The 18,083-nt window shown below is 71.3% G+C and carries 15 protein-coding genes; 10 read left to right on the top strand and 5 right to left on the bottom strand.

Annotated elements, in window-relative coordinates; translation table 11 throughout:
- Positions 1-6: 6 nt before the first annotated feature.
- The 3 genes from WMF26_RS20110 to WMF26_RS20100 all read right to left on the bottom strand — a co-directional run bounded on the left by WMF26_RS20110 (position 7) and on the right by WMF26_RS20100 (position 4,103).
- The gene (locus WMF26_RS20110; protein ID WP_438001644.1) at positions 7-1,980 is read right to left on the bottom strand and encodes a serine hydrolase domain-containing protein; all 1,974 of its coding nucleotides are present in this window, start codon (positions 1,978-1,980) and stop codon (positions 7-9) included.
- Positions 1,981-2,058: 78 nt separating this feature from the next.
- Positions 2,059-3,069, bottom strand: a complete 1,011-nt coding sequence (locus tag WMF26_RS20105; RefSeq protein WP_437338685.1) for a helix-turn-helix transcriptional regulator — start codon at positions 3,067-3,069, stop codon at positions 2,059-2,061.
- A 113-nt stretch (positions 3,070-3,182) separates the two neighbouring features.
- Positions 3,183-4,103, bottom strand: coding sequence for an SMP-30/gluconolactonase/LRE family protein (locus WMF26_RS20100; protein WP_438001643.1), 921 nt, complete (start codon positions 4,101-4,103; stop codon positions 3,183-3,185).
- A gap of 502 nt (positions 4,104-4,605) precedes the next feature.
- On the opposite strand from WMF26_RS20100, the gene WMF26_RS20095 reads away from it, so the two are divergent.
- The 6 genes from WMF26_RS20095 (at position 4,606) to WMF26_RS20070 (ending at position 11,010) form a co-directional block, all read left to right on the top strand.
- Positions 4,606-5,604 (top strand): PAS domain-containing protein, encoded by a 999-nt coding sequence (locus WMF26_RS20095; RefSeq protein WP_438001642.1) that lies wholly within the window; start codon positions 4,606-4,608, stop codon positions 5,602-5,604.
- Between the two features lie 306 nt (positions 5,605-5,910).
- A complete protein-coding gene (locus WMF26_RS20090) occupies positions 5,911-6,783 on the top strand; it encodes an ABC transporter permease (protein ID WP_437338682.1) in 873 nt (290 codons plus the stop codon).
- Entirely contained in the window at positions 6,780-7,634 is an 855-nt protein-coding gene (locus WMF26_RS20085) for an ABC transporter ATP-binding protein (RefSeq protein WP_438001641.1), read from the top strand. The genes WMF26_RS20090 and WMF26_RS20085 overlap by 4 nt, the downstream gene beginning before the upstream one ends.
- On the top strand, positions 7,631-8,680 hold the full coding sequence (locus WMF26_RS20080; protein WP_438001640.1) for an ABC transporter substrate-binding protein: 1,050 nt from the start codon (positions 7,631-7,633) through the stop codon (positions 8,678-8,680). The genes WMF26_RS20085 and WMF26_RS20080 overlap by 4 nt, the downstream gene beginning before the upstream one ends.
- Entirely contained in the window at positions 8,677-9,132 is a 456-nt protein-coding gene (locus tag WMF26_RS20075) for a nucleoside deaminase (RefSeq protein WP_061624564.1), read from the top strand. The genes WMF26_RS20080 and WMF26_RS20075 overlap by 4 nt, the downstream gene beginning before the upstream one ends.
- Before the next feature lie 276 nt (positions 9,133-9,408).
- Positions 9,409-11,010: an amidohydrolase family protein gene (locus tag WMF26_RS20070; RefSeq protein WP_438002428.1), complete on the top strand. Its 1,602-nt coding sequence runs from the start codon at positions 9,409-9,411 to the stop codon at positions 11,008-11,010.
- On the opposite strand, the gene WMF26_RS20065 is transcribed toward WMF26_RS20070, so the two are convergent.
- Complete coding sequence (locus tag WMF26_RS20065) at positions 10,978-11,961, bottom strand: asparaginase (protein WP_438001639.1); 984 nt, start codon at positions 11,959-11,961, stop codon at positions 10,978-10,980. The two genes, WMF26_RS20070 and WMF26_RS20065, sit on opposite strands and share 33 nt — an antisense overlap.
- Before the next feature lie 165 nt (positions 11,962-12,126).
- Here WMF26_RS20065 and WMF26_RS20060 point away from each other — a divergent pair, with 165 nt between their 5' ends.
- Positions 12,127-12,813 (top strand): queuosine precursor transporter, encoded by a 687-nt coding sequence (locus WMF26_RS20060; protein ID WP_438001638.1) that lies wholly within the window; start codon positions 12,127-12,129, stop codon positions 12,811-12,813.
- A gap of 37 nt (positions 12,814-12,850) precedes the next feature.
- Here WMF26_RS20060 and WMF26_RS20055 read toward each other — a convergent pair whose 3' ends face one another.
- Positions 12,851-13,813 carry an SMP-30/gluconolactonase/LRE family protein gene (locus WMF26_RS20055; RefSeq protein WP_438001637.1) on the bottom strand — a complete coding sequence of 321 codons (963 nt, stop codon included), beginning with the start codon at positions 13,811-13,813 and terminating at the stop codon, positions 12,851-12,853.
- A gap of 317 nt (positions 13,814-14,130) precedes the next feature.
- Between WMF26_RS20055 and WMF26_RS20050 the strand changes: the two genes are divergently transcribed.
- From WMF26_RS20050 to WMF26_RS20040, 3 genes are all read left to right on the top strand, one after another.
- Positions 14,131-16,494, top strand: a complete 2,364-nt coding sequence (locus tag WMF26_RS20050; protein WP_438001636.1) for a hypothetical protein — start codon at positions 14,131-14,133, stop codon at positions 16,492-16,494.
- 214 nt (positions 16,495-16,708) lie between these two features.
- On the top strand, positions 16,709-17,338 hold the full coding sequence (locus WMF26_RS20045; protein WP_438001635.1) for a DUF3501 family protein: 630 nt from the start codon (positions 16,709-16,711) through the stop codon (positions 17,336-17,338).
- An 11-nt stretch (positions 17,339-17,349) separates the two neighbouring features.
- Positions 17,350-17,952, top strand: a complete 603-nt coding sequence (locus WMF26_RS20040) for a peroxiredoxin (protein WP_438001634.1) — start codon at positions 17,350-17,352, stop codon at positions 17,950-17,952.
- Positions 17,953-18,083: the final 131 nt, after the last annotated feature.

Below are 18,083 nucleotides of genomic sequence, written 5' to 3'. Positions count from 1 at the left end.
CGCGCCTCAGGGCCTCTCCGGGCACCTGCCCGCCTGCGGCGCCGCCTCGAGCGCGAGCTCGCGGACGCGGCCGGGCGCGCCGGGATCGAGCTTGAGCTTCATCACCATGTTCCCGCCGCGCTCGCACACGAGGCGGAAGGAGTGCTCCTGCTCCCCGTCGGACTCGATCGATCCGCCGAGCTTGCACCGCCCGTGCGCCGCGCGCAGCTCGGAGAGCTCTCGCTGGACGGCGCCCTCGTCGACGGCGTGCGAGAACACCTGCTGGAAGGGAGCCGTCTTCTGACCGGAGGCGAGCGCGACGACCTGCTCCGCGCTGCGCTTCATCGCCTCGGTGGGCGGCGCGACGGCGCTGAAACGAAAGGCGCTGATCTTCGATGTCCCGGCGTCGAGGGTGAGCTTGGCCGCCATGCGCCCTCGCTCGCACGCCATCGCGAACCGCGCCTCGCGCGCCCCCTTGGACGAGATCAGCGCGCCGGGCTTGCAGGCGCCGTGGTCCTTCCGCAGGCGCTCGACGATCTCCTCGAAGGCGCCCGGCGAGACGTGCTCGACGAAGCCCTTCGTGAAGAGCTCTTCGTAGCGCGCCCGCTCGAAGCGGTCGTACAGGGCGACGGACGCCTGGAAGGCCGACTCCAGGCGAGGGCTCGGGCGCTCCTTCCGGGGCGCGGTGACGCCGGCGCGCCGGAGCGCCGCGCGCACCTCGCCGAGCAGCGCCTCGCGGTCCGTGTCGACGAGGCTCGAGAGCAGCACGAGCCCCACGCCGGCGCGCGGATAGAGCTCCACCCAGGCGGAATATCCGTCGACCGCCCCGCTGTGCAGGACGACCTCTTCGTCCTCGCAGCTCTCGAGAGCGCGCCAGGCGAGCCCGATCGCGCTCGCCCTCGCGTCGACCGCGTAACGGCCCTCGGGACGCGCCGGATCGACCGAGAGGTGCGCGGGCCGCGCCGCGGTGTGGGCCTCGCGGATCGAGCTCCGCCGGAGGGGGCCCGCCTCCGCGCCGCCGCGCGGCGGATAGGCCGAGAGCTGGAAGGCGGCGTAACGTGCCATGTCGCGCACGGACGCATAGAGCCCGCCGGCCGCCTCGGACGCGCCGAACCGCCAGTGGGGCTCCGGCTTCAGCTTGCCGTGCTTCTTCACGTGCCCTGTCGCGAGGCGCCCCGGGGGGACGGCGCCCTCGTCCCAGACCGAGGACGTCATGCCGAGCGGCGCGAGGATCGTCTCGCTCACGTAATCGCGGTAGCGACGCCCGGAGACGCGCTCGACGACGAGCCCGAGGAGGGAGAACCCGAAGTTCGAATAGACCTCCTTCGTCCCGGGGACGTACTCCAGGGCCGTGCCGGGCACCGCCGCGCGGACCTCTGCCGCGGTGACCTCGCGCGTCGAATCCGAGTATTCGAACCGACCGAGCCGCGGCAGCCCCGAAGCATGGGTGAGCAGGTGCCGCAGCGTGATCCGCGGCGAGTCGGCGGTCGGATAGACGACCTCCGCGAGCTCCGGGAGGTAGCGCGACGCGGGGTCGTCCAGCGCGAGCTTGCCCTCGTCGCGGAGCTTCAGGATCGCGGCCGCGGTGAAGGTCTTCGTGATCGAGCCGACGCGGTAGACGGTATCGGCGTCCGGCGCCGCCCCGGCCGCCGGATCGATCGCGCCGAAGCCCCGGGAATAGGCGAGCTCGCCGCCCTCGACGATGCCGATGGCGAACCCCGGCAGCTTCTGTCGATCGAGCTCGGCGCCGAGGTGGGCCTCGATCTGCGGCACGATCGCGAGGAGCTTCGTCCGGCGCCCGGGGTCGTCGACCCACGCGGGCGGGTCCTCGGCGACGAGGATCGGCGCGTCGGTCGGCGCGGTCGGCGCGGGCGATGGCGCGGCCGCCGCCTCCGCGCGGGGGGCCGGCCGCGGCGCCGGGGCCGCGGGCGCGACGGGCCGCTCGCCCGCGGCGCAGCGGGTCAGCGTGAGGAGCAGCGACAGGAGGGCGGCGCGGCGCATGGGCGAGGCGCGAGGCTACCAGGACCGGGTGCCGGGGTCATCGCTCGCCGCGGGCGCGCCGGGGGACGCGCGCGCCCGTCACCCGGCGCGGGCGGCGGGCGGCGGCTCGGGCGGCTCGCTCCAGCAATCGTTCGCGCCGGCCCGGTGCTGCGCGCGGTACTCCGACGGGCTGACGCCCTCGGATCGCCGGAACTGCTCGGCGAAGCGCGACGCCGAGTCGTAGCCGCAGGCGGTCGCGACCTCCAGCACGCCGTGGCGCCCCGAGCGCAGGAGCGTCTTGGCCAGCTCGAGGCGCTCCTTCCACAGGAGGGCCCGGAACGAGACCCCCTTCGCGCCGAGCCGGCGGCGCAGCGTCGCGTTGCTCACCCCGAGCGCGCGCGCCACGTCCTGCGCCGCCCAGGGGCGCGCCGGATCGCGGCGCACCAGCGTCCGGACCGCGAGCGTCGGATCGAGCGCCAGCGTCGACGCGGCGGCGCGCCCCTCCTCGAGCTGCTCCCGGTGCTGCAAGAGCAGGGTCAGGACGAGGTCCTCCAGCCGGTGCTCGAGGAGCAGCGCGTGCGCACCGGGCAGGAGGAGCGTGCTCACGAGGTGGATCATCGCCTGGATCGACGGCAGCGCGGAGCGCAGGAGGTGCGGCCGATCCGCCTCGAAGCCGCCGAGCCCCCGCTGGACGCAGAGCGTGGGGTAGCGGCGCTGGAGCCGCGCGTCGACCTCGCTCAGGAGCTCGACGGTGAACGCGCGGTAGACGCCGCGCTCCGGGTCGGGCTCGTTCACGAGCTCGAGGGGAATGCCCTGCGGCACGAGCAGGATCTGCCCTTCCCGGGCCACGAGGCGCGCGTTGCCGTCCGGGCCGTCGAGGAAGATCCGCTTCGTGCCGTCGAGGATGAGCACGATGAGCGGCCGGGAGAGCCGCTGGATCGAGACCCGATCGCGCGCGCGGGAGAAGACCCCGATCCACCGGGCCAGGCCGGCGCCGTTCGCGCCGCCCGCCGCGGACGCGCGCTCCAGGCGGGCCAGGGCCTCCCGGAGCGCGCTCCAGGCCTGGGCGTGATCGGAGGGCTCGAGCAGTCGTGTGAGCTGGGTCGTCATCGTCGCTCCTGATTCCTGGACCGTGGCTCGCTCGCCGCGGGACGCCCGCCAGACCGGCCGGGGGGCAGAGCGTAACCGCGGAGGTACGCGGGCCAAAGCGCTCTTCCGCCGGATCATCGGACGTCGAGCAGGACGACCTCATCATCGTTGAAGAGCGGGACCAGCAGGCGATTCCTCGATCGGTCCCAGCCGAGGTCGGCCGGGCTCGGGAGGTCCTCGGCGAGGGTGGAGACGCGCGGCGCCGCGCCCCCGGCCGGGTCGATCGCGAAGATGGCGCCCGCGTCCCAGCTCGACACGAGGACCCGGCCGTCGTCGAGGCGCACGAGGCCGTCCAGCGAGCCCGCCGGCAGCGCGAGCTCGCGCCGCCTCTCGCCCGAGGCGTCGTACACGTCCACCCGCGCCGCGCCGAGGTAGGCGACCCAGATCTCGCCGTCCCCGCACGCGACGCCGTTCGGGTGCGGCAGCGCGGGGTCGGCGACGATGCGCGACACCTGCCCGCTCGGCGCGATCACGACGAGCGCGTCCGTGCCGACGCCGGTGATGGCGCCGCCCTCGAGGGTCACGCCCGTGTCGGACACCACGATCGCGCCGTCGGGCATGACCGCGATGTCGTTGAGCAGGCCGGCGCCGGGCACCTCGATGTCCTGGATCGGCGCGCCGTCGCCCGCGTCGAAGACGCGGACCGCATCGATGTCGGCCACGTAGAGCTTTCCGCCCGCGATGGCCATGCCCTTGGGGGCGCTCAGGGTGACGCCCTCCGAGGCGCCGTCGATCCACGTGAGGTCGAGGACCTCGCCGTCCGGAGAGACGCGCGAGATGAAGCCTCGATCGTCCTTGTCGACGGGCGAGCCGACGATGTTCGAGACCAGGTACACGTCGCGCTCCTCGTCGTGAAGCACGGACTCGGGCGTGGTGAAGCCGCCGACGCTGCGGCGCTCCGGCGCGACCGGCGCCGCGTCTTCGGCGCACGCCTGGAGGACGACGGCGGACAGGGAGACGAGGACTGCAGCGAGGCGCTTCGGGTGCGATTTCATGGGGGCTCTCTCGGTTGAACACGGCCGGCGACGCGCCGGGTGTGCGCCTACCGTGCTCCCGGTCGCCGCGCGGCGCGCGCCCGCGGCGCTCATTGACGCGCCCGAAACGCTCACGGCGGCGCCGGGCCGTCCGGCCCCGCGAGATGAAGAGTCCTCTCCTCGGCGTCCTGGCGCCTCATCTCCATGTCTGAGCAGCTGTCTCGGGCTCCGTGAGACGAGCATGCCAATCGTCCTCGGCTCACGTCAGATGGGCGCGCTCGGAGTACAGCTTGAACATCGCGCGCCGCGAGGGCCGGATCTCCACGAGGGCGACGAACGTCTTGGTCGAGATCGATAGAGCCCGCCTGTCCGCCAGGGCCACGTCACAACGCGACGACGCCAAACGCGACGAGTGCGACGAGCGCGACGAGTACGACGAGTGCGACGCTAGGACCTCGTTTGACCAGTGTTGCGCTCCAGACAATCATGCGCTAAATGTGGCGGCCAGCACGTGGTACACTGAATGCGGTCCGAGCCACACAACGACACGCCGAACGACACGCCGCTGGAGGAGCAGGTAGCCGCGCTGCGGAGGCGCGTCGCAGAGCTGGAGGAGGAGCTGGCCGAGGCGCGGCGTCCGCGCGAGAACACACCTGCCGAGGAGCAGCACGGGCTCCTGGCCAAGTTCTTTTCGGTGGACGGCTCCGGCCACGCCGCGCTCCTCGACGCGATCCCGGCGATGGTGTTCTTCAAGGATCGCGACCACCGCTACCTCGCCGTCAACAAGGCCTACGCCGATCACTATCGCCTCTCGGCCGACAAGATCATCGGGAAGCGCGACGAGGAAATCTTCGTCCCGGAGGTCGCGCAGAGCTACCGCGAGAACGACGAGATCATCATGTCGGACGGGGTGCCGCGGCTGAACGTGGAGCTCCGGTGGAAGCTCGAGGACGGGAGCGACGGCTGGACGCTGGAGAACAACGTCCCCTTCCGCGACGACCGCGGCCGCGTGATCGGGATGGTCGGGGTCGTGGTCGACATGACCGCACGAAAGAGGACGGAAGAGGCGCTGCGGCAGATCGAGTCCGACCTCCTCGCCAGCCAGTCGCGGCTCCTCGAGACGATAGCCGCCCTCTCGACGCCGGTGCTGCCGATCGACGAGGGCGTCCTCGTCCTGCCGCTCGTCGGCCACCTCGACCGATCTCGGTGCCGGAAGCTCATGACGGCGATGCTGCACGGCGTGGAGCGTCATGACGCCGAGTTCGTGATCCTCGATCTCACCGGCGTCCCGGTCATCGACGGCGACGTCGCGAATCACATCCTGCGCGCGGTGCAGGCGGTGGTTCTGCTCGGCGCGCAGTGCGTCCTCGTGGGCATGTCCGCGCGCACCGCCGGCTCGCTCGTGAACACCGGCGAGTCGCTCGACGAGCTCGTCCTCCTGCGGGATCTCCGGGCCGGCGTGCGCTACGCGATGGCCCGGCGCAAGGCGCTCGCCCGCGTCGATCCGATGATGCTCCCGTAGGCGACCCGAGCGCGCGACGCGCGCCGCGCCCCTCACCCGCTCACGGCCGGCGGCCTGCGCGTGCCGCGGCGCTCAACGCCTCTCCTCGCACCTCCACCCATCGTGCGCGACCCGGGGCGCGCGCCGCGAGCGCCAGATCTCACTTGACGGTCTGCCGCCGGGCTGGTGACATCGCTTCAGGATCGTCCTCACGAAGGTCGTTTGGAAGGTCGGTTGATCGCCTGGAGAACAGGCGCGGACCAGAGCTCGTCTTCGGGGCCGAATCGCCTCTCGTCTGGGCTCGCTCTGCCTCGAAAGAACGTCACGATGGGAGGCACGGAGGCCTTCACGAGGATGCTTGTCGACCCGAAGCTGCGCGCGCCGTCGCGCCAGTGCGGACAGGCGCCCCCCCGCTGGCTCGCGCTCGGGCGCGCGCTCCCGGGCCGGGCTCGCCTCGCGCTCGCGGCGGCGAGCTTCCTCTCGATGATCGCGCTCTACGCCTGGCTCCCGGATCGCGACGGGGCGAGCGCCGCCGTCGTCCCCACCCTCGCGAGCATCGGGCGCGCCACGGCCGACGCGCTCGCCGCCAGGGAGTTCTGGGTCGACGTCCAGCACAGCTTCCTGCGCGTCACGGCCGGGTTCGCCGCCGCCGCGCTCCTCGCCGTCCCCCTCGGCGTGCTCGCCGGCGCGTTCCGGTCGATCGCCGCGCTGCTCGAGCCGCCGGCCGAGTTTCTCCGCTACGTCCCGGTCCCGGCGCTCATCCCGCTCGTCATGATCGCGGCGGGCATCGGCGAGGGCGCGAAGGTCCTCCTCGTGTTCCTGGGGACCTTCTTTCAGCTGCTGCTCATGACCGCGGACGAGGTGCGGCGGGTCCCGGCGCACCTGCTCCACGTCAGCCAGAGCCTCGGCGCGAACCGGCGCGAGATCGTCTGGCGCGTCCTCGCCCCGGCCGCCCTCCCGGGGATCTGGAGCGCGCTGCGCATGTGCAACGGCTGGGCCTGGAGCTACGTCGTCGTCGCGGAGCTCGTGGCGGCGACCGAGGGCCTCGGCTTTCGCATCCTGCGCTTCTACCGCTTCATCCAGACGCCGAGCATCTACGCTTACCTCCTGGTGCTGGGGTTCCTCGGCCTCGGGCTCGACTGGGTGTTCCGCGCGGCCTCTCGCCGCCTCTTCCGCTGGACGAGAGGCGCAGGGGCATGAAGCTGTCGCTGCGCGGCGTCAGCAAGACGTACTCCGGCCGCCGCGGCGAGACGGACGCCCTCGTGCCGCTCGACATGGCCGTCCGTGAGGGCGAGTTCATCAGCCTCGTGGGCCCCTCCGGGTGCGGCAAATCGACGCTCTTGCACATCGTCGCCGGCCTCGAGCCGGCGACCTCCGGCGTCGTCGAGCTCGACGGCGAGCGCGTCCTCGGCCCCGGCGCCGAGATCGGCCTCATGTTCCAGCAGCAGACGCTGTTCCCCTGGCTCAGCGTCCACGAGAACGTCCGCTTCCCGCTGACGCTCGCGCACCACCGCGGCCGCGCGGCCGGTGGCGACCGCGGCAGGGAGGCGGCGCGGGTCGAGAGCCTGCTGCGCCTCGTCGGGCTCTGGGACTTCCGCGACAGCTACCCCGCGGAGCTGAGCGGCGGCATGCAGCAGCGCGCCGCCCTCGCGCGGGCGCTCGTCGGCAAGCCCGAGGTGCTGCTGATGGACGAGCCGTTCGGCGCGCTCGACGCCCAGACGCGCGAGCAGATGCAGGAGCTCGTACTCCACCTCATCCAGCACCACCGCATCACCACGCTGTTCGTCACGCACGACGTGGACGAGGCCCTGCTCCTGTCCGATCGCGTCGCCGTCTTCTCGGAGCGGCCGGGGCGCGTCCTCGCCACCCTCGACGTGACCTTCGCGCGGGCGGCGCGCTCGTCGGCGCTCAAGCTCGACGAGGCGTTCCTGCACCAGAAGCGCGAGATCCTGGCGCTGCTGCGCGGGCGCGATCGGTTCGAGACGCAGCGCGATCGCCTGCTGTTCGGGCTCACCAACACGCAATCGAACTCGGGAGAAGGGGGACCATGAAACGAAGGACCGTCTTGCAAGAGCTCGGGGCGGCGCTCGCCTGCCTCGTCCTGTCCGTAGGCTGCTCGAACAAGGACGCGGCGCCGAGCGCGCCGGGCGCCGCCGCGGGCCCTAGCGCGGGCGCCGGGGCCGCCGCGCCGCCGGCCGCGGCGCCCGTGAAGCTCACCGTCGGTCACGACCTGTGGATCGGCTACTCGGGCGTCTTCCTCGCGAACGAGCTCGAGCTGTTCAAGAAGGCCGGGCTGACCGTGGAGCTCAAGCCGTTCTCGAACCCCGGGGACACGCTCGCGGCGCTGGCCGCGGGGCAGCTCGACGTCGGCCTCACCACCCTGCAGAACCTGGCGGTCTTGCACGGCAACAGCGAGTCGGACGTCGTGGCCATCGCCCTGGTCGACAGCTCGAACGGCGCGGACGCCGTGGTGGCGAAGGAGAGCATCAAGACCATGGCCGATCTCAAGGGCAAGACGGTCGCCCTCACGCTCGGCGAGGTCAACCACATGCTGTTCCTCTTCGGCCTCGAGAAGAGCGGTGTCGGCCCCGGCGACGTGAAGATCACGAGCATGAGCGCCGACGACGCGGGCGCCGCGTTCGTCGCCGGGAAGGTCGACGCCGCGGTCACCTGGGAGCCGTGGATCACCAAGGCCACCAAGAACGGAGGCCACGTGATCTTCTCGAGCGCCAGCATGCCCGACACGATCACGAACTCGGTGGCCGTGCAGCGGTCGAAGCTCGCCGCCGGGGGCGACGCCTACACGCGCCTGCTCGGCGCCATCGATCAGGGGGTCAAGACGCTGCGCAGCGAGCCGGACAAGGCCCATCCCATCATCGGCAAGTACTTGAACGCGTCGCCCGAGGACGTGAAGGGCATGCTGAGCGGCGACAAGATCTACGACCTGGCCGACAACAAGCAGCTCTTCGGCGCGGCGGACAAGGCCGGCCCCGCCTATGCCTCGGTGAAGTCGGTTGTCGACTTCACCGTCCAGTCGAAGCTCGTCAAGAAGGCGCCGGCGCCCGAGGCGCTGCTCGACCCGAGGTTCGTCCGATGACCCGCGACGACGAGCTCATGGGGCGAGCGCTGGAGCTCGCGCGCGGCGCGCAGCGCGCCGGCGAGCCGCCGTTCGGCGCGCTGGTGGTCGCCCCGGACGGCACGATCGTGGCCGAGGCGACCGACGAGGTGAACGGCCAGCGCGACTTCACGTACCACGCCGAGGTGGGCGCCGTCCGCCGCGCCTGCGCGGCCGTCGGGCCCGACTTGCAAGGATACACCCTCTACACGACGGTGGAGCCGTGTCCGATGTGCTTCACCGCGGCCTGGCTCGCCCGGATCAGCCGCGTCGTCTTCGGCTGCACGATGGCGGAGGTCACGGCGGCGACCGGCGGCGCGCAGCGCGAGCTCGCCGTCCCGGCCCGGTGGATGAACGAGCATTCCGGCGCTCCCGTCGACCTCCTGGGCGGCGTCCGCGACGCGGAGTGCCTCGCGCTGTTCGGCCGAGCGTAGCGCGCGGGACGGAGGGGATCGCCGCCGGAGCCCGGGCGCGGGTGACCGCGGCTGACGAAGGACTGCTGCTGAGGAAGCAGACGCGCTGAACCGCTGCTTGGATCCGAGCAGCGCGCGGGGCGAGCGCGCCGGAGGGGCGCCGAAAATCTCGGTCGGACAAGGGCGATGCGCGGCGCCGGCCTCGGGGCACGCGCGTTGCAGCGAGCGGCGCGCCAACACGGCCATCGACCTTTCACCGGCGACCTCGGCGCGCCCCTTTCCTTCTCGGGAGTCTTCATGACCGACCGTATTGCTCGTCTCAAGGCCTCGCCCTCCGTGGCGGTCAAGGAAAAGCTCGATTACCCCGTCATCGACACGGACATCCACACCAACGATTACTCTCCGGCGCTCGAGGATTTCGTCGCCACGTACGGCGGCGCCAAGCTCGTGGACGATCTGCGCAAGGCGCTGAGCTCACGCCGGCGGAACGCCGAGAACAGCAGCGGCAAGGACTGGTACGCCCAGACGCCCGAGGAGCGGCAGCATCACCGCACGGTCCGGTCCCCGTGGTGGGCGCGGGTGACGCGCAACACGCTGGACGTGGCCACGTACCACCTCCCGTCGCTGCTCGCCGAGCGGCTGGAGGAGCAGGGCTCCGACTACTCGGTGCTGTTCCCGAACAACACCCTCGCGCCGCTCGCCGTGAAGGACCGGGCCGCGCGGCAGGCGCTGACGCGCGCGATCAACCACTACCACGCGGATCTATTTCGCAAGTACAGCGACCGTCTCACCCCGGTGGCCGGCATCCCGCTGAACACGCCCGAGGAGGGCATCGAAGAGCTGGAGTTCGCCGTCAAGAAGCTCGGCCTCAAGGCGATCAACATCTCCGGCGGCGTCCGCCGCCCGATCAAGGCGATCGCGGAGAAGTACCCGCCGGACCAGCACCCGGAGATCGCGAAGTACGCGACCTACATCGACTTCTACGGCATCGACAGCGAGTACGACTACGATCCTTTCTGGGCGAAGGTGGTCGAGCTCGGCGTGCCCGTGCTCACCCACTATGGCAGCCAGGGCTGGACCGGGCGCTCGTCGATCAGCAACTACATGAACAACCACATCGGCCACTTCGCCGACGGCTCGGAGGCGTTCGCCAAGGCGCTGTTCTTCGGCGGCGTCACCCGCCGCTTCCCGGGGCTGCGCATCGGCATGCTCGAGGGCGGGGCGGACTGGGGCGCGCGGGTCTACATCCACCTCGTCGATCGCTTCCAGAAGCGCGGGCCCGAGGGCCTCAAGCACTACGACCCGGCGGCGACCGACCGCGCGCTCCTCACCGAGCTGTTCCGGCGCTACGGCGCGGATCTCGTGAAGGGGCGCTCCATCGAGGGCGAGCAGCTGATCGCCGACACGCTCGGGGTCGGGTACACGAGCGACGCGCGCCAGCCCGCGCCGGAGCACCGCAACGACTTCGCGGCCGCGGGCATCGAGAAGATCGAGGACATCCGCGATCGCTGGGTGAACAACTTCTTCTTCGGGTCCGAGTCGGACGACCGCACCATCGCGGCCGCGTTCAACGACAAGGCGAACCCGCTCGGCGCGAAGATCAACGCCATCTACTCCTCGGACGTCGGGCACTGGGACGTCCCCGACCTCACCGAGGCGCTCGCCGAGAGCTGGAACCTCGTGGAAGAGGGCGTCATCAGCGCCGAGGACTTCAAGGCGTACGTCTTCGAGAACCCGTACAAGCTCTACACCGAGGCCAACGCGAGCTTCTTCAAGGGCACGCGGGTCGAGGAGAAGCTCAAGCAGAGGGCGCAGGCGAAGGGCGACGAGCGGCGCGGCCCGCAGCCGGGCGCGCGGAACGAGGGCTCACCCGGCAAAGCGATCGAAATAAGCGCGTAGCCCCGCCGCGTCGAGGCCCGCCCCCAGCGCGAACATCAGCGCCAGCCGCGCCTTGGGCCCCGAGAGCGCGCCCGCGGCAATCACCCCGAGGCCCTGCAGCCGCCGCCCGCCGCCGGGCGCGCCGTACGTCGGCGTGACCCGGCCGCCGGGGCAGCGCGAGGTCAGCACCACCGGGATGCCGGCCTGCACCAGCGCCGCGATCGCCCCTTCCCAGCTCCCGCAGACGTTCCCGGCGCCCGAGCCCTCGATCACGACCCCGCGCGCCCGGGCGTCGAGGAGCGCGCGCAGGAGGAGGTCGTCCATCCCCGACGCCATCTTGACGAGGTAGACCCGCGGCTCGGGCGAGGCGAGCGGGAGCTGCGGCGTCCTCGCCGGGCGCGCGAAGACGCGGACGCCCTCGCCGTCGACCGCGCCGAGCGGCCCCGCGCCCGGCGAGGCGAAGGTGCCGAGCGCGGTCGTATGGGTCTTCATCACCCACCGGGCGGCGTGGATCTCGTCGTTCATCGCGACGAGCACCCCGAGCCCCCGCGCCGCCGGCGCGACCGCGACCCGCGCCGCCGAGACCAGGTTGCGCGGGCCGTCGGCGCCCGCCGTGCTCGCGTCGCGCATCGCGCCGGTGAGCACCACCGGGGTGTCGCCGTCGAGCAGCAGATCCAGCCCGAACGCGGTCTCCTCCAGCGTGTCGGTGCCGTGGGTGACGACGACGCCGGCCACCTCGGGATCGGCCTGCAGAGCGCGCGCGGCGCGCGCGACCTCCGCGATCCTGTCCGGGCCGAGGTTCCAGCTGCTCTCGAGGCAGAGCTCGGTGACCGCGATCTCGGCGACGCGCCCGAGCGCCGGCACGCCGGCGACGAGCTCCTCCGCGCGGACAGCGGGCACGGCGGCGCCCGTCTGCGGATCGACGCGGCTGGCGATGGTGCCGCCGGTGGTGACGAGGTGGAGTCGAGGCATGGGGTGGCTCCTTGGCAATGTCATCGTCGAATTGAACCTGGAAATCTATGGGGAGAAGGCGGAGAATGGGTCTGACCCGTGCCGAAACCTTCCCCTCTCCGATCGGTCGACCCTGCCGAGGCGCGCGCTGCTTCCGAGGAGCTCTCGTTTCACGAGGCGAGCCTCATGCCCGGATCGCCGTCCATGAGGGCGAGCCGAGATCTGGCGAGCGCCGTCGGACCGGCGGCCATCATCGTCATCTCGTTCTATATCGCGGCACAGCTCATCAGCCAGATCGCGAGCCTCAAGATCGGCGTCGTCTTCTCGCTGGCCGTCGATATGGGGACCTTCATCTATCCCCTTACCTTCACCTTGCGGGATATGGTCCACAAGACCATCGGCAAGCGCGGCGCCCAGACGCTGATTTTTTGCGCCGGCGGGGCCAATCTCCTGATGGCCCTCTATCTCCTCTGGGCCGCACGAGCGCCGTCCGACCCGTCCTGGGGTCTCGGCGAGCAGTACTCGGCCATCCTGAGCCCGGTGTGGCGAATCGTGCTCGCGAGCATCGTTGCGGAGGTCGTGAGCGAGCTGCTGGACACCGAGATCTTCCATCGGGTGCGCGAGGCCTACCTGAGAAGGTCCGGACCCAGGCGCCAGTGGCTCGCGGTCCTCGCGAGCAACTCCGTCAGCGTTCCGGTCGACAACCTGGTGTTTTGCTTCGGCGCCTTCGCCTTCGTGCTGCCGTTCGACGTGATCTGGCAGATCTTCGCCATCAACCTCGCGACAAAATTCGCCATGACCCTGATAAGCCTGCCGGGCATCTATCTCGTACCCGACAAGAAGGGCAGCGACGTCCCGGAGCGGCAGGCCTAGGCCGCGCTCCGGGGCCGCCCTGAGCCCGCCTTTTCGATCACCGCAGGTGCGCGAGCGGCAGCCCCGCGACGGGCGCGCGGAACGTGAGGAGCCGCGGCATGGCCAGCGACCCCATGTAGCACGTGCGGAGATCGGGCCCGCCGAACGTGATGCTCGTGGGCAGCTGCACGGTGTCCCCGGCGCAGGCGCCGAGATCCATCGGCTCGATGGTGCCGCTCTTCTGCTTGAGGGTCATCGCCTCGAGGACCTCTGGGCGCGGGTCCTCGAAGACGGTCTGGTGGCTGCCGTCGGGGAAGATCACCGAGAGGCCGTTGCGGCAGACCGCCGCCACCCAGATGTTGCCCTCGGCGTCGAAGGCGAAGCCGTCCATGTACCCGCCGATGCCGAGGTTGTCGGGGCCGAACTGCTCGGGATCGCCGAGGCTGCCGTCGTCCCGCACCGGGAAGCGGAGCAGACGGCCGGGGATGGTCTCGACGGCGTAAAGGAACTTCTCGTCGGCGTCGAGGCGCACCTCGTTCGTCATGCTGAGGTTGTCGGCCACGATGCGCGGGCCCTTCTCGTCGACGAGCACGATGTACCCGTCGCGGATGTTGCCCGCGACGGCGAGCCACCACGGGAGCTGCCGTGTCAAGACGGAGATCCAGAGGCGGTCGCGCGAGTCGACGAAGCAGAAGTTCACGGCGCCGAGCGGCTGGCCGTCGATGGAGTCGAGGAGGACCTCGGACCGGCCGTCGCGGTGGAGCTTGTAGACCTTGCCGCCGGACAGGGCGGCGACGATGAGGTTGCCCTGCCGGTCCATCGCCATGCCGTTCGGCTCGCCCACGTCCGGGCCGAGGGTCGCCTGCCTGCCGTCGGGATCGATGCGCGTCGCGATGCCGCGGGCGTCCGAGGTCCAGAGCGTGCCGTCCGCCTCGGCGATGACGCACTCCGGCCGGACCAGCCCCTGCCCAACGTGCTCGATCCGGGCCGGATCGAGGGTGAAGCCCCGCACAGATGACATGAATCGACCTCCCGGCGCGGCACCCCGCCGCGCGCTCGACGCGGGCGAGCATACCACCCCCATCCCGTCCACGAGGGGGTATCGGGAGGCGCCGCGTCACCCGGCCGGCCAGGCCGAACGAGCGCGACGCGCGAGGGCGAGGGCGAGGGCCTCCGTGGCCGGCGCGGCGGGCAATCCTCGGCGCGACGTCAACATTGCGAGCACGTTTCATCCGTGGAACACGGGTGTCGCACCGGAATCCGGATTGAACCCCGTTGTCACGTTCATGTAAGATCCATTTCTACATGGGAAGTCGTCTTCAATCGTGGAGCACGCTGGTGGTAGCGCTCAGCCTCGGGGTTGCCCTCGCTGCGTGCTCGGCGCAAGGCCCAGGCACCGAGACGTCCGCAGCGTCTGGCGGCGGCGGGGGCACCACGACGGGTGGAGGCGACAGCTCCAGCTCGGGCGACGACTTCAACCCCACGGGCCCGGGTGTCGGAGGCGGCGGGGGCAGCGTCCCGCTCGGGTTCACGGTCGAGCCGAGCGACCTCCAGACGATCCCCGTCGCGGCGGGGCAGACACCGCCTTCCGTGAGCTACATGGCGATGCGGATGGACGCGCCCATCAACGTCGGATGGTCGGTCGACCGCGGCGAGCTCGGGGCCATCAGCGCGGGTCCCGCGAGCATGGCGACGTTCACCCCCAGGGGGACCATGGGCGGCCTCGTCACCGTGCGGGCCGGCTTGAACGGCGAGACGGTCGAGCGCAACGTCTTGATCCAGCTGACCGCCGCGCAGAACGGCGCGGACGCGGCCGTTCCGGCCCAGGCGCAGCAGATCGCCACGGATCCGACGCAGCTCACGCGCGGCGGCGGCGTCGGCGGGGTCGGCGGCGAGGGCCTCGGCGTGGCGGTCACGAGCACGGCCACCCTCGACGCCTTGGAGCATCCCGCCAGCGACGGCGGGGCGGAGCAGCTCAAGTTCCTTTACCCGTACGACGGCACGGTGTGGCCTCGAGGCCTGCTCGCGCCGCTCCTGATGTGGCAGTGGGCGCCCGGAGACGCCGACGCGATCCAGATCGAGCTCAGGACCACGAGCGGCTCGTTCTCGTGGAAAGGGACGTTCGGGCGGCCCGAGATCCTGTCCACCACCGGCCGGCCGTTCATCCGGCACCCGATCCCCCAGGACGTCTGGACCATGGCCACCGACAGCGCCGGAGGGCCGACGCCCGACGGCTCGCCGGACCGGCTCACCGTGAGCCTCACCGTCGCGCGCGAGGGACGGGCGTACGGGCCGATCTCCCAGACCTGGACCGTCGCCCCGGCCCGGCTGTCGGGGATCATCTACTACAACTCGTACGGCACCCGCCTGGCGGAGAACTACGACGGGGCCGTGGGCGGCAATGGCCGGTTCGGCGGGGCCGTGCTGTCGATCCGGGCGGGAGACACCGCGCCCCAGCTCGTCGCCGGGGGGAACGGCGGCAACAGCCAGTGCCGGGTCTGTCACTCCGTCTCGGCCAACGGATCACGGCTCTTGGTCCAGAACGGGCTCGACTCCTACGGCCTGAGCGCGGCCTACGATCTGACCCCCGCGGGCGCCACCGAGCACGCCCTCTCGACTGCCGCGCCCTTCGCTGCGATCTCTCCGGACGGGTCGATCGCGCTCACCCAGGCGGGCGAGCTCCTCTCGCTGCCGAGCTCCACGCGCCGCCCGACCTCCGGGCTCGACGAGGTGGCCTACGAGCTCGGGACGCCGGCGTTCTCGCCGGACGGCACACACGTCGTGTTCAACGCGATGTCCGGCCCTGGCGCGAACCCCCGCAGGAAGCTCTTCGTGATGAAGTTCGACGCGACGACGGGCGACTTCACCGATCCCGAGGTCATCGTCGACGACACCGGCGAGCCCGCGGGCACGCGCCCGGGGTGGCCGGCGTTCCTCCCCGACAGCAAATCGGTCGTGTTCCACCACCAGACCGACCCGGGCAACGAGGGCGACGGCTTCGGCGATCTGAGGACGCGCCGGGGCGCCAAGGCCCATCTCGCCTGGGCGAGCATCGATGGATCCGGCACGGCCGTCCCCCTCGATCTGCTGAACGGACGGGACGGCCCGGGCTCGGTCTACCTGCCGAGCCTGAGCGCGCCGATCGTGATGACCTGCACCGCAGACGAGACTTCGGTGGGCGACATCGACAGCCGCCACAAGGACGACGTCAACATGAACTACGAGCCGACGGTCAACCCCGTCGCGTCGGGCGGCTACGCCTGGGTCGTGTTCACCAGCCGCCGCCTGTACGGGAACGCGGCGACGATCCCGCCGTTCTGCAGTGATCCCCGGGGGGTGGACCTGGTCACGAACATCACGACCAAGAAGCTCTGGGTCGCCGCCATCGACCTCGGCGCGACGCCCGGCACCGACCCGAGCCACCCCGCGTTCTACCTGCCCGCGCAGGAGCTGCTCGCGGGCAACGCGCGCGGGTTCTGGGTGCTCGATCCGTGCCGATCCGAGGGCGCGCCGTGCGATACGGGCGATCAATGCTGCGGCGGGTACTGCCAGCCCGGCGCCGACGGCGAGCTCGTCTGCTCGAACGCCCCGCCGGACGGACAGTGCTCGCAACCTCAGGAGCGGTGCGAGACGGCCGCCGACTGCTGCGATCCGACCAACCGCTGCGTCAACGGGTTCTGCGCCGTGGAGGGGCCCCTCTAGCGCCGGTCGCGTTCATCGATCGAGAGGATCGAGCCGCCAGGACGCCACGGCCGATCTGAAAATGAAAGTGAATTTCATTTGCGTTTCGGAGGACCCGTGCTATCTCGGACGCACCGTCGAGCGCGGCTCGTCGGGACGCGCTCTCCGCCGCCGATCGCGCCTCCGCTCCTGCTCGTGGGCTCGTGGGCTCGCGCTCAGCCGGGACGAGGATTCGATGACCCCTGCCATCGCCCGCGAAGATCTCCTCTCCACCGACGCCTACGACCTCGTGCGCGCGAGGTACCGCGGCCGCATCATCGAGCTGAAGCGCCGGCGCCGCGTGACCGTTGGCCTCCACGTCTCGGTCCTGTTCGAGTCGCGCGAGACGGTCCTCTACCACATCCAGGAGATCCTCTGGCTCGAGCGCCCCGTGAGGCCCGAGCGCGTCAGGGAGGAGATCGCGGAAAACGACCGCCTCGTCCCGAGGGCCGGCGAGCTCACCGCCACGCTCATGATCCATGGCGGGCCCCCGCTCGCGGGTCAGGCCCTGATCGCGGGCCTCGCCGCGGGGCAGGCCGTGGTGATGCTGATGCTCGGCGAGCGGAGGGTCGCCGCCGAGCTGCTCTCCCCCGTGGACGACCCCTGTTGCCCCGTGCAATACCTGCGGTTCCCCCTCGACCACGCCGCCGTCCGCGCGCTGCGCGAGCGGCGCGTGGATGTCCACCTGGGCGTCCACCACGCGGGCGGGCTCGAGACCGTCGCGCTTTCGCGCGAGACGGTGGACGAGCTCGCCCTGGGCCTCGGCGCGGACAGCGCGCCGGCCGCCCGCGCTCCGATGCTGTCGTCTGTCGCCGATTGTCCGTGAAAGGAATGGATATGACCGTGCTGGTGGGCAAGAAAGCCCCTGACTTCTCCTGCGCCGCCGTCCTGCCGGACGGCTCGATCTCCGACGCGTTCCGCTTCTCGAAGGCCGTCGAGTCGAAATATGGGCTCCTCGTCTTCTATCCCCTCGACTTCACCTTCGTCTGCCCCTCGGAGCTGATCGCGCTCGATCACCGGATCGAGGCGTTCCGCGAGCGCAACGTCGAGGTCATCGGGATCTCGATAGACTCTGCGTTCACGCACCACGCCTGGCGCGAGACCCCGGTGGAGCGGGGCGGCATCGGGCCGGTCCGCTTCACCCTGGCGGCCGACGTGAAGCACGAGATCTGCCGCGCCTACGGCGTCGAGAACCAGGACGGCGTGGCCCTTCGCGCGGCGTTCCTCGTCGACCGGGACGGCGTCGTGCGCTCCGCGATCGTCAATGATCTGCCGCTCGGGCGCAACATGGACGAGCTGATCCGGCTGGTCGATGCGCTCCAGTTCCACGAGCAGCACGGCGAGGTCTGCCCGGCCGGATGGCGGAAAGGCGAGCGCGGCATGACGGCCTCGACCACCGGTGTGGCCGCCTATCTCTCCGAGCACGCCGGCCAGCTCTGACCGACAACGAGGCGCGCCGCGGTCCACACGACGCGCGCGCGCCTCGCCGACCCGCCGCTCGAGCTCGTCGTGCGCCCACCTCAACGCGCCGCGACGATCATTCCATCGAGCCACGATCTTTTTCCACGACA

Origin of the sequence: Sorangium sp. So ce185, from assembly GCF_051526825.1 — a bacterium.
Lineage (GTDB): Bacteria > Myxococcota_A > Polyangia > Polyangiales > Polyangiaceae > Sorangium > Sorangium cellulosum_D.
This window is presented reverse-complemented; position numbering and strand designations above follow the sequence as displayed.

Excerpts from the sequence above, each read along its gene's own strand:
- WMF26_RS20110 (WP_438001644.1), bottom strand. The coding sequence starts at position 1,980 with ATGCGCCGCGCCGCCCTCCTGTCGCTGCTCCTCACGCTGACCCGCTGC.
- WMF26_RS20105 (WP_437338685.1), bottom strand. The coding sequence starts at position 3,069 with ATGACGACCCAGCTCACACGACTGCTCGAGCCCTCCGATCACGCCCAG.
- WMF26_RS20100 (WP_438001643.1), bottom strand. The coding sequence starts at position 4,103 with ATGAAATCGCACCCGAAGCGCCTCGCTGCAGTCCTCGTCTCCCTGTCC.
- WMF26_RS20095 (WP_438001642.1), top strand. The coding sequence starts at position 4,606 with ATGCGGTCCGAGCCACACAACGACACGCCGAACGACACGCCGCTGGAG.
- WMF26_RS20090 (WP_437338682.1), top strand. The coding sequence starts at position 5,911 with ATGGGAGGCACGGAGGCCTTCACGAGGATGCTTGTCGACCCGAAGCTG.
- WMF26_RS20085 (WP_438001641.1), top strand. The coding sequence starts at position 6,780 with ATGAAGCTGTCGCTGCGCGGCGTCAGCAAGACGTACTCCGGCCGCCGC.
- WMF26_RS20080 (WP_438001640.1), top strand. The coding sequence starts at position 7,631 with ATGAAACGAAGGACCGTCTTGCAAGAGCTCGGGGCGGCGCTCGCCTGC.
- WMF26_RS20075 (WP_061624564.1), top strand. The coding sequence starts at position 8,677 with ATGACCCGCGACGACGAGCTCATGGGGCGAGCGCTGGAGCTCGCGCGC.
- WMF26_RS20070 (WP_438002428.1), top strand. The coding sequence starts at position 9,409 with ATGACCGACCGTATTGCTCGTCTCAAGGCCTCGCCCTCCGTGGCGGTC.
- WMF26_RS20065 (WP_438001639.1), bottom strand. The coding sequence starts at position 11,961 with ATGCCTCGACTCCACCTCGTCACCACCGGCGGCACCATCGCCAGCCGC.
- WMF26_RS20060 (WP_438001638.1), top strand. The coding sequence starts at position 12,127 with ATGCCCGGATCGCCGTCCATGAGGGCGAGCCGAGATCTGGCGAGCGCC.
- WMF26_RS20055 (WP_438001637.1), bottom strand. The coding sequence starts at position 13,813 with ATGTCATCTGTGCGGGGCTTCACCCTCGATCCGGCCCGGATCGAGCAC.
- WMF26_RS20045 (WP_438001635.1), top strand. The coding sequence starts at position 16,709 with ATGACCCCTGCCATCGCCCGCGAAGATCTCCTCTCCACCGACGCCTAC.
- WMF26_RS20040 (WP_438001634.1), top strand. The coding sequence starts at position 17,350 with ATGACCGTGCTGGTGGGCAAGAAAGCCCCTGACTTCTCCTGCGCCGCC.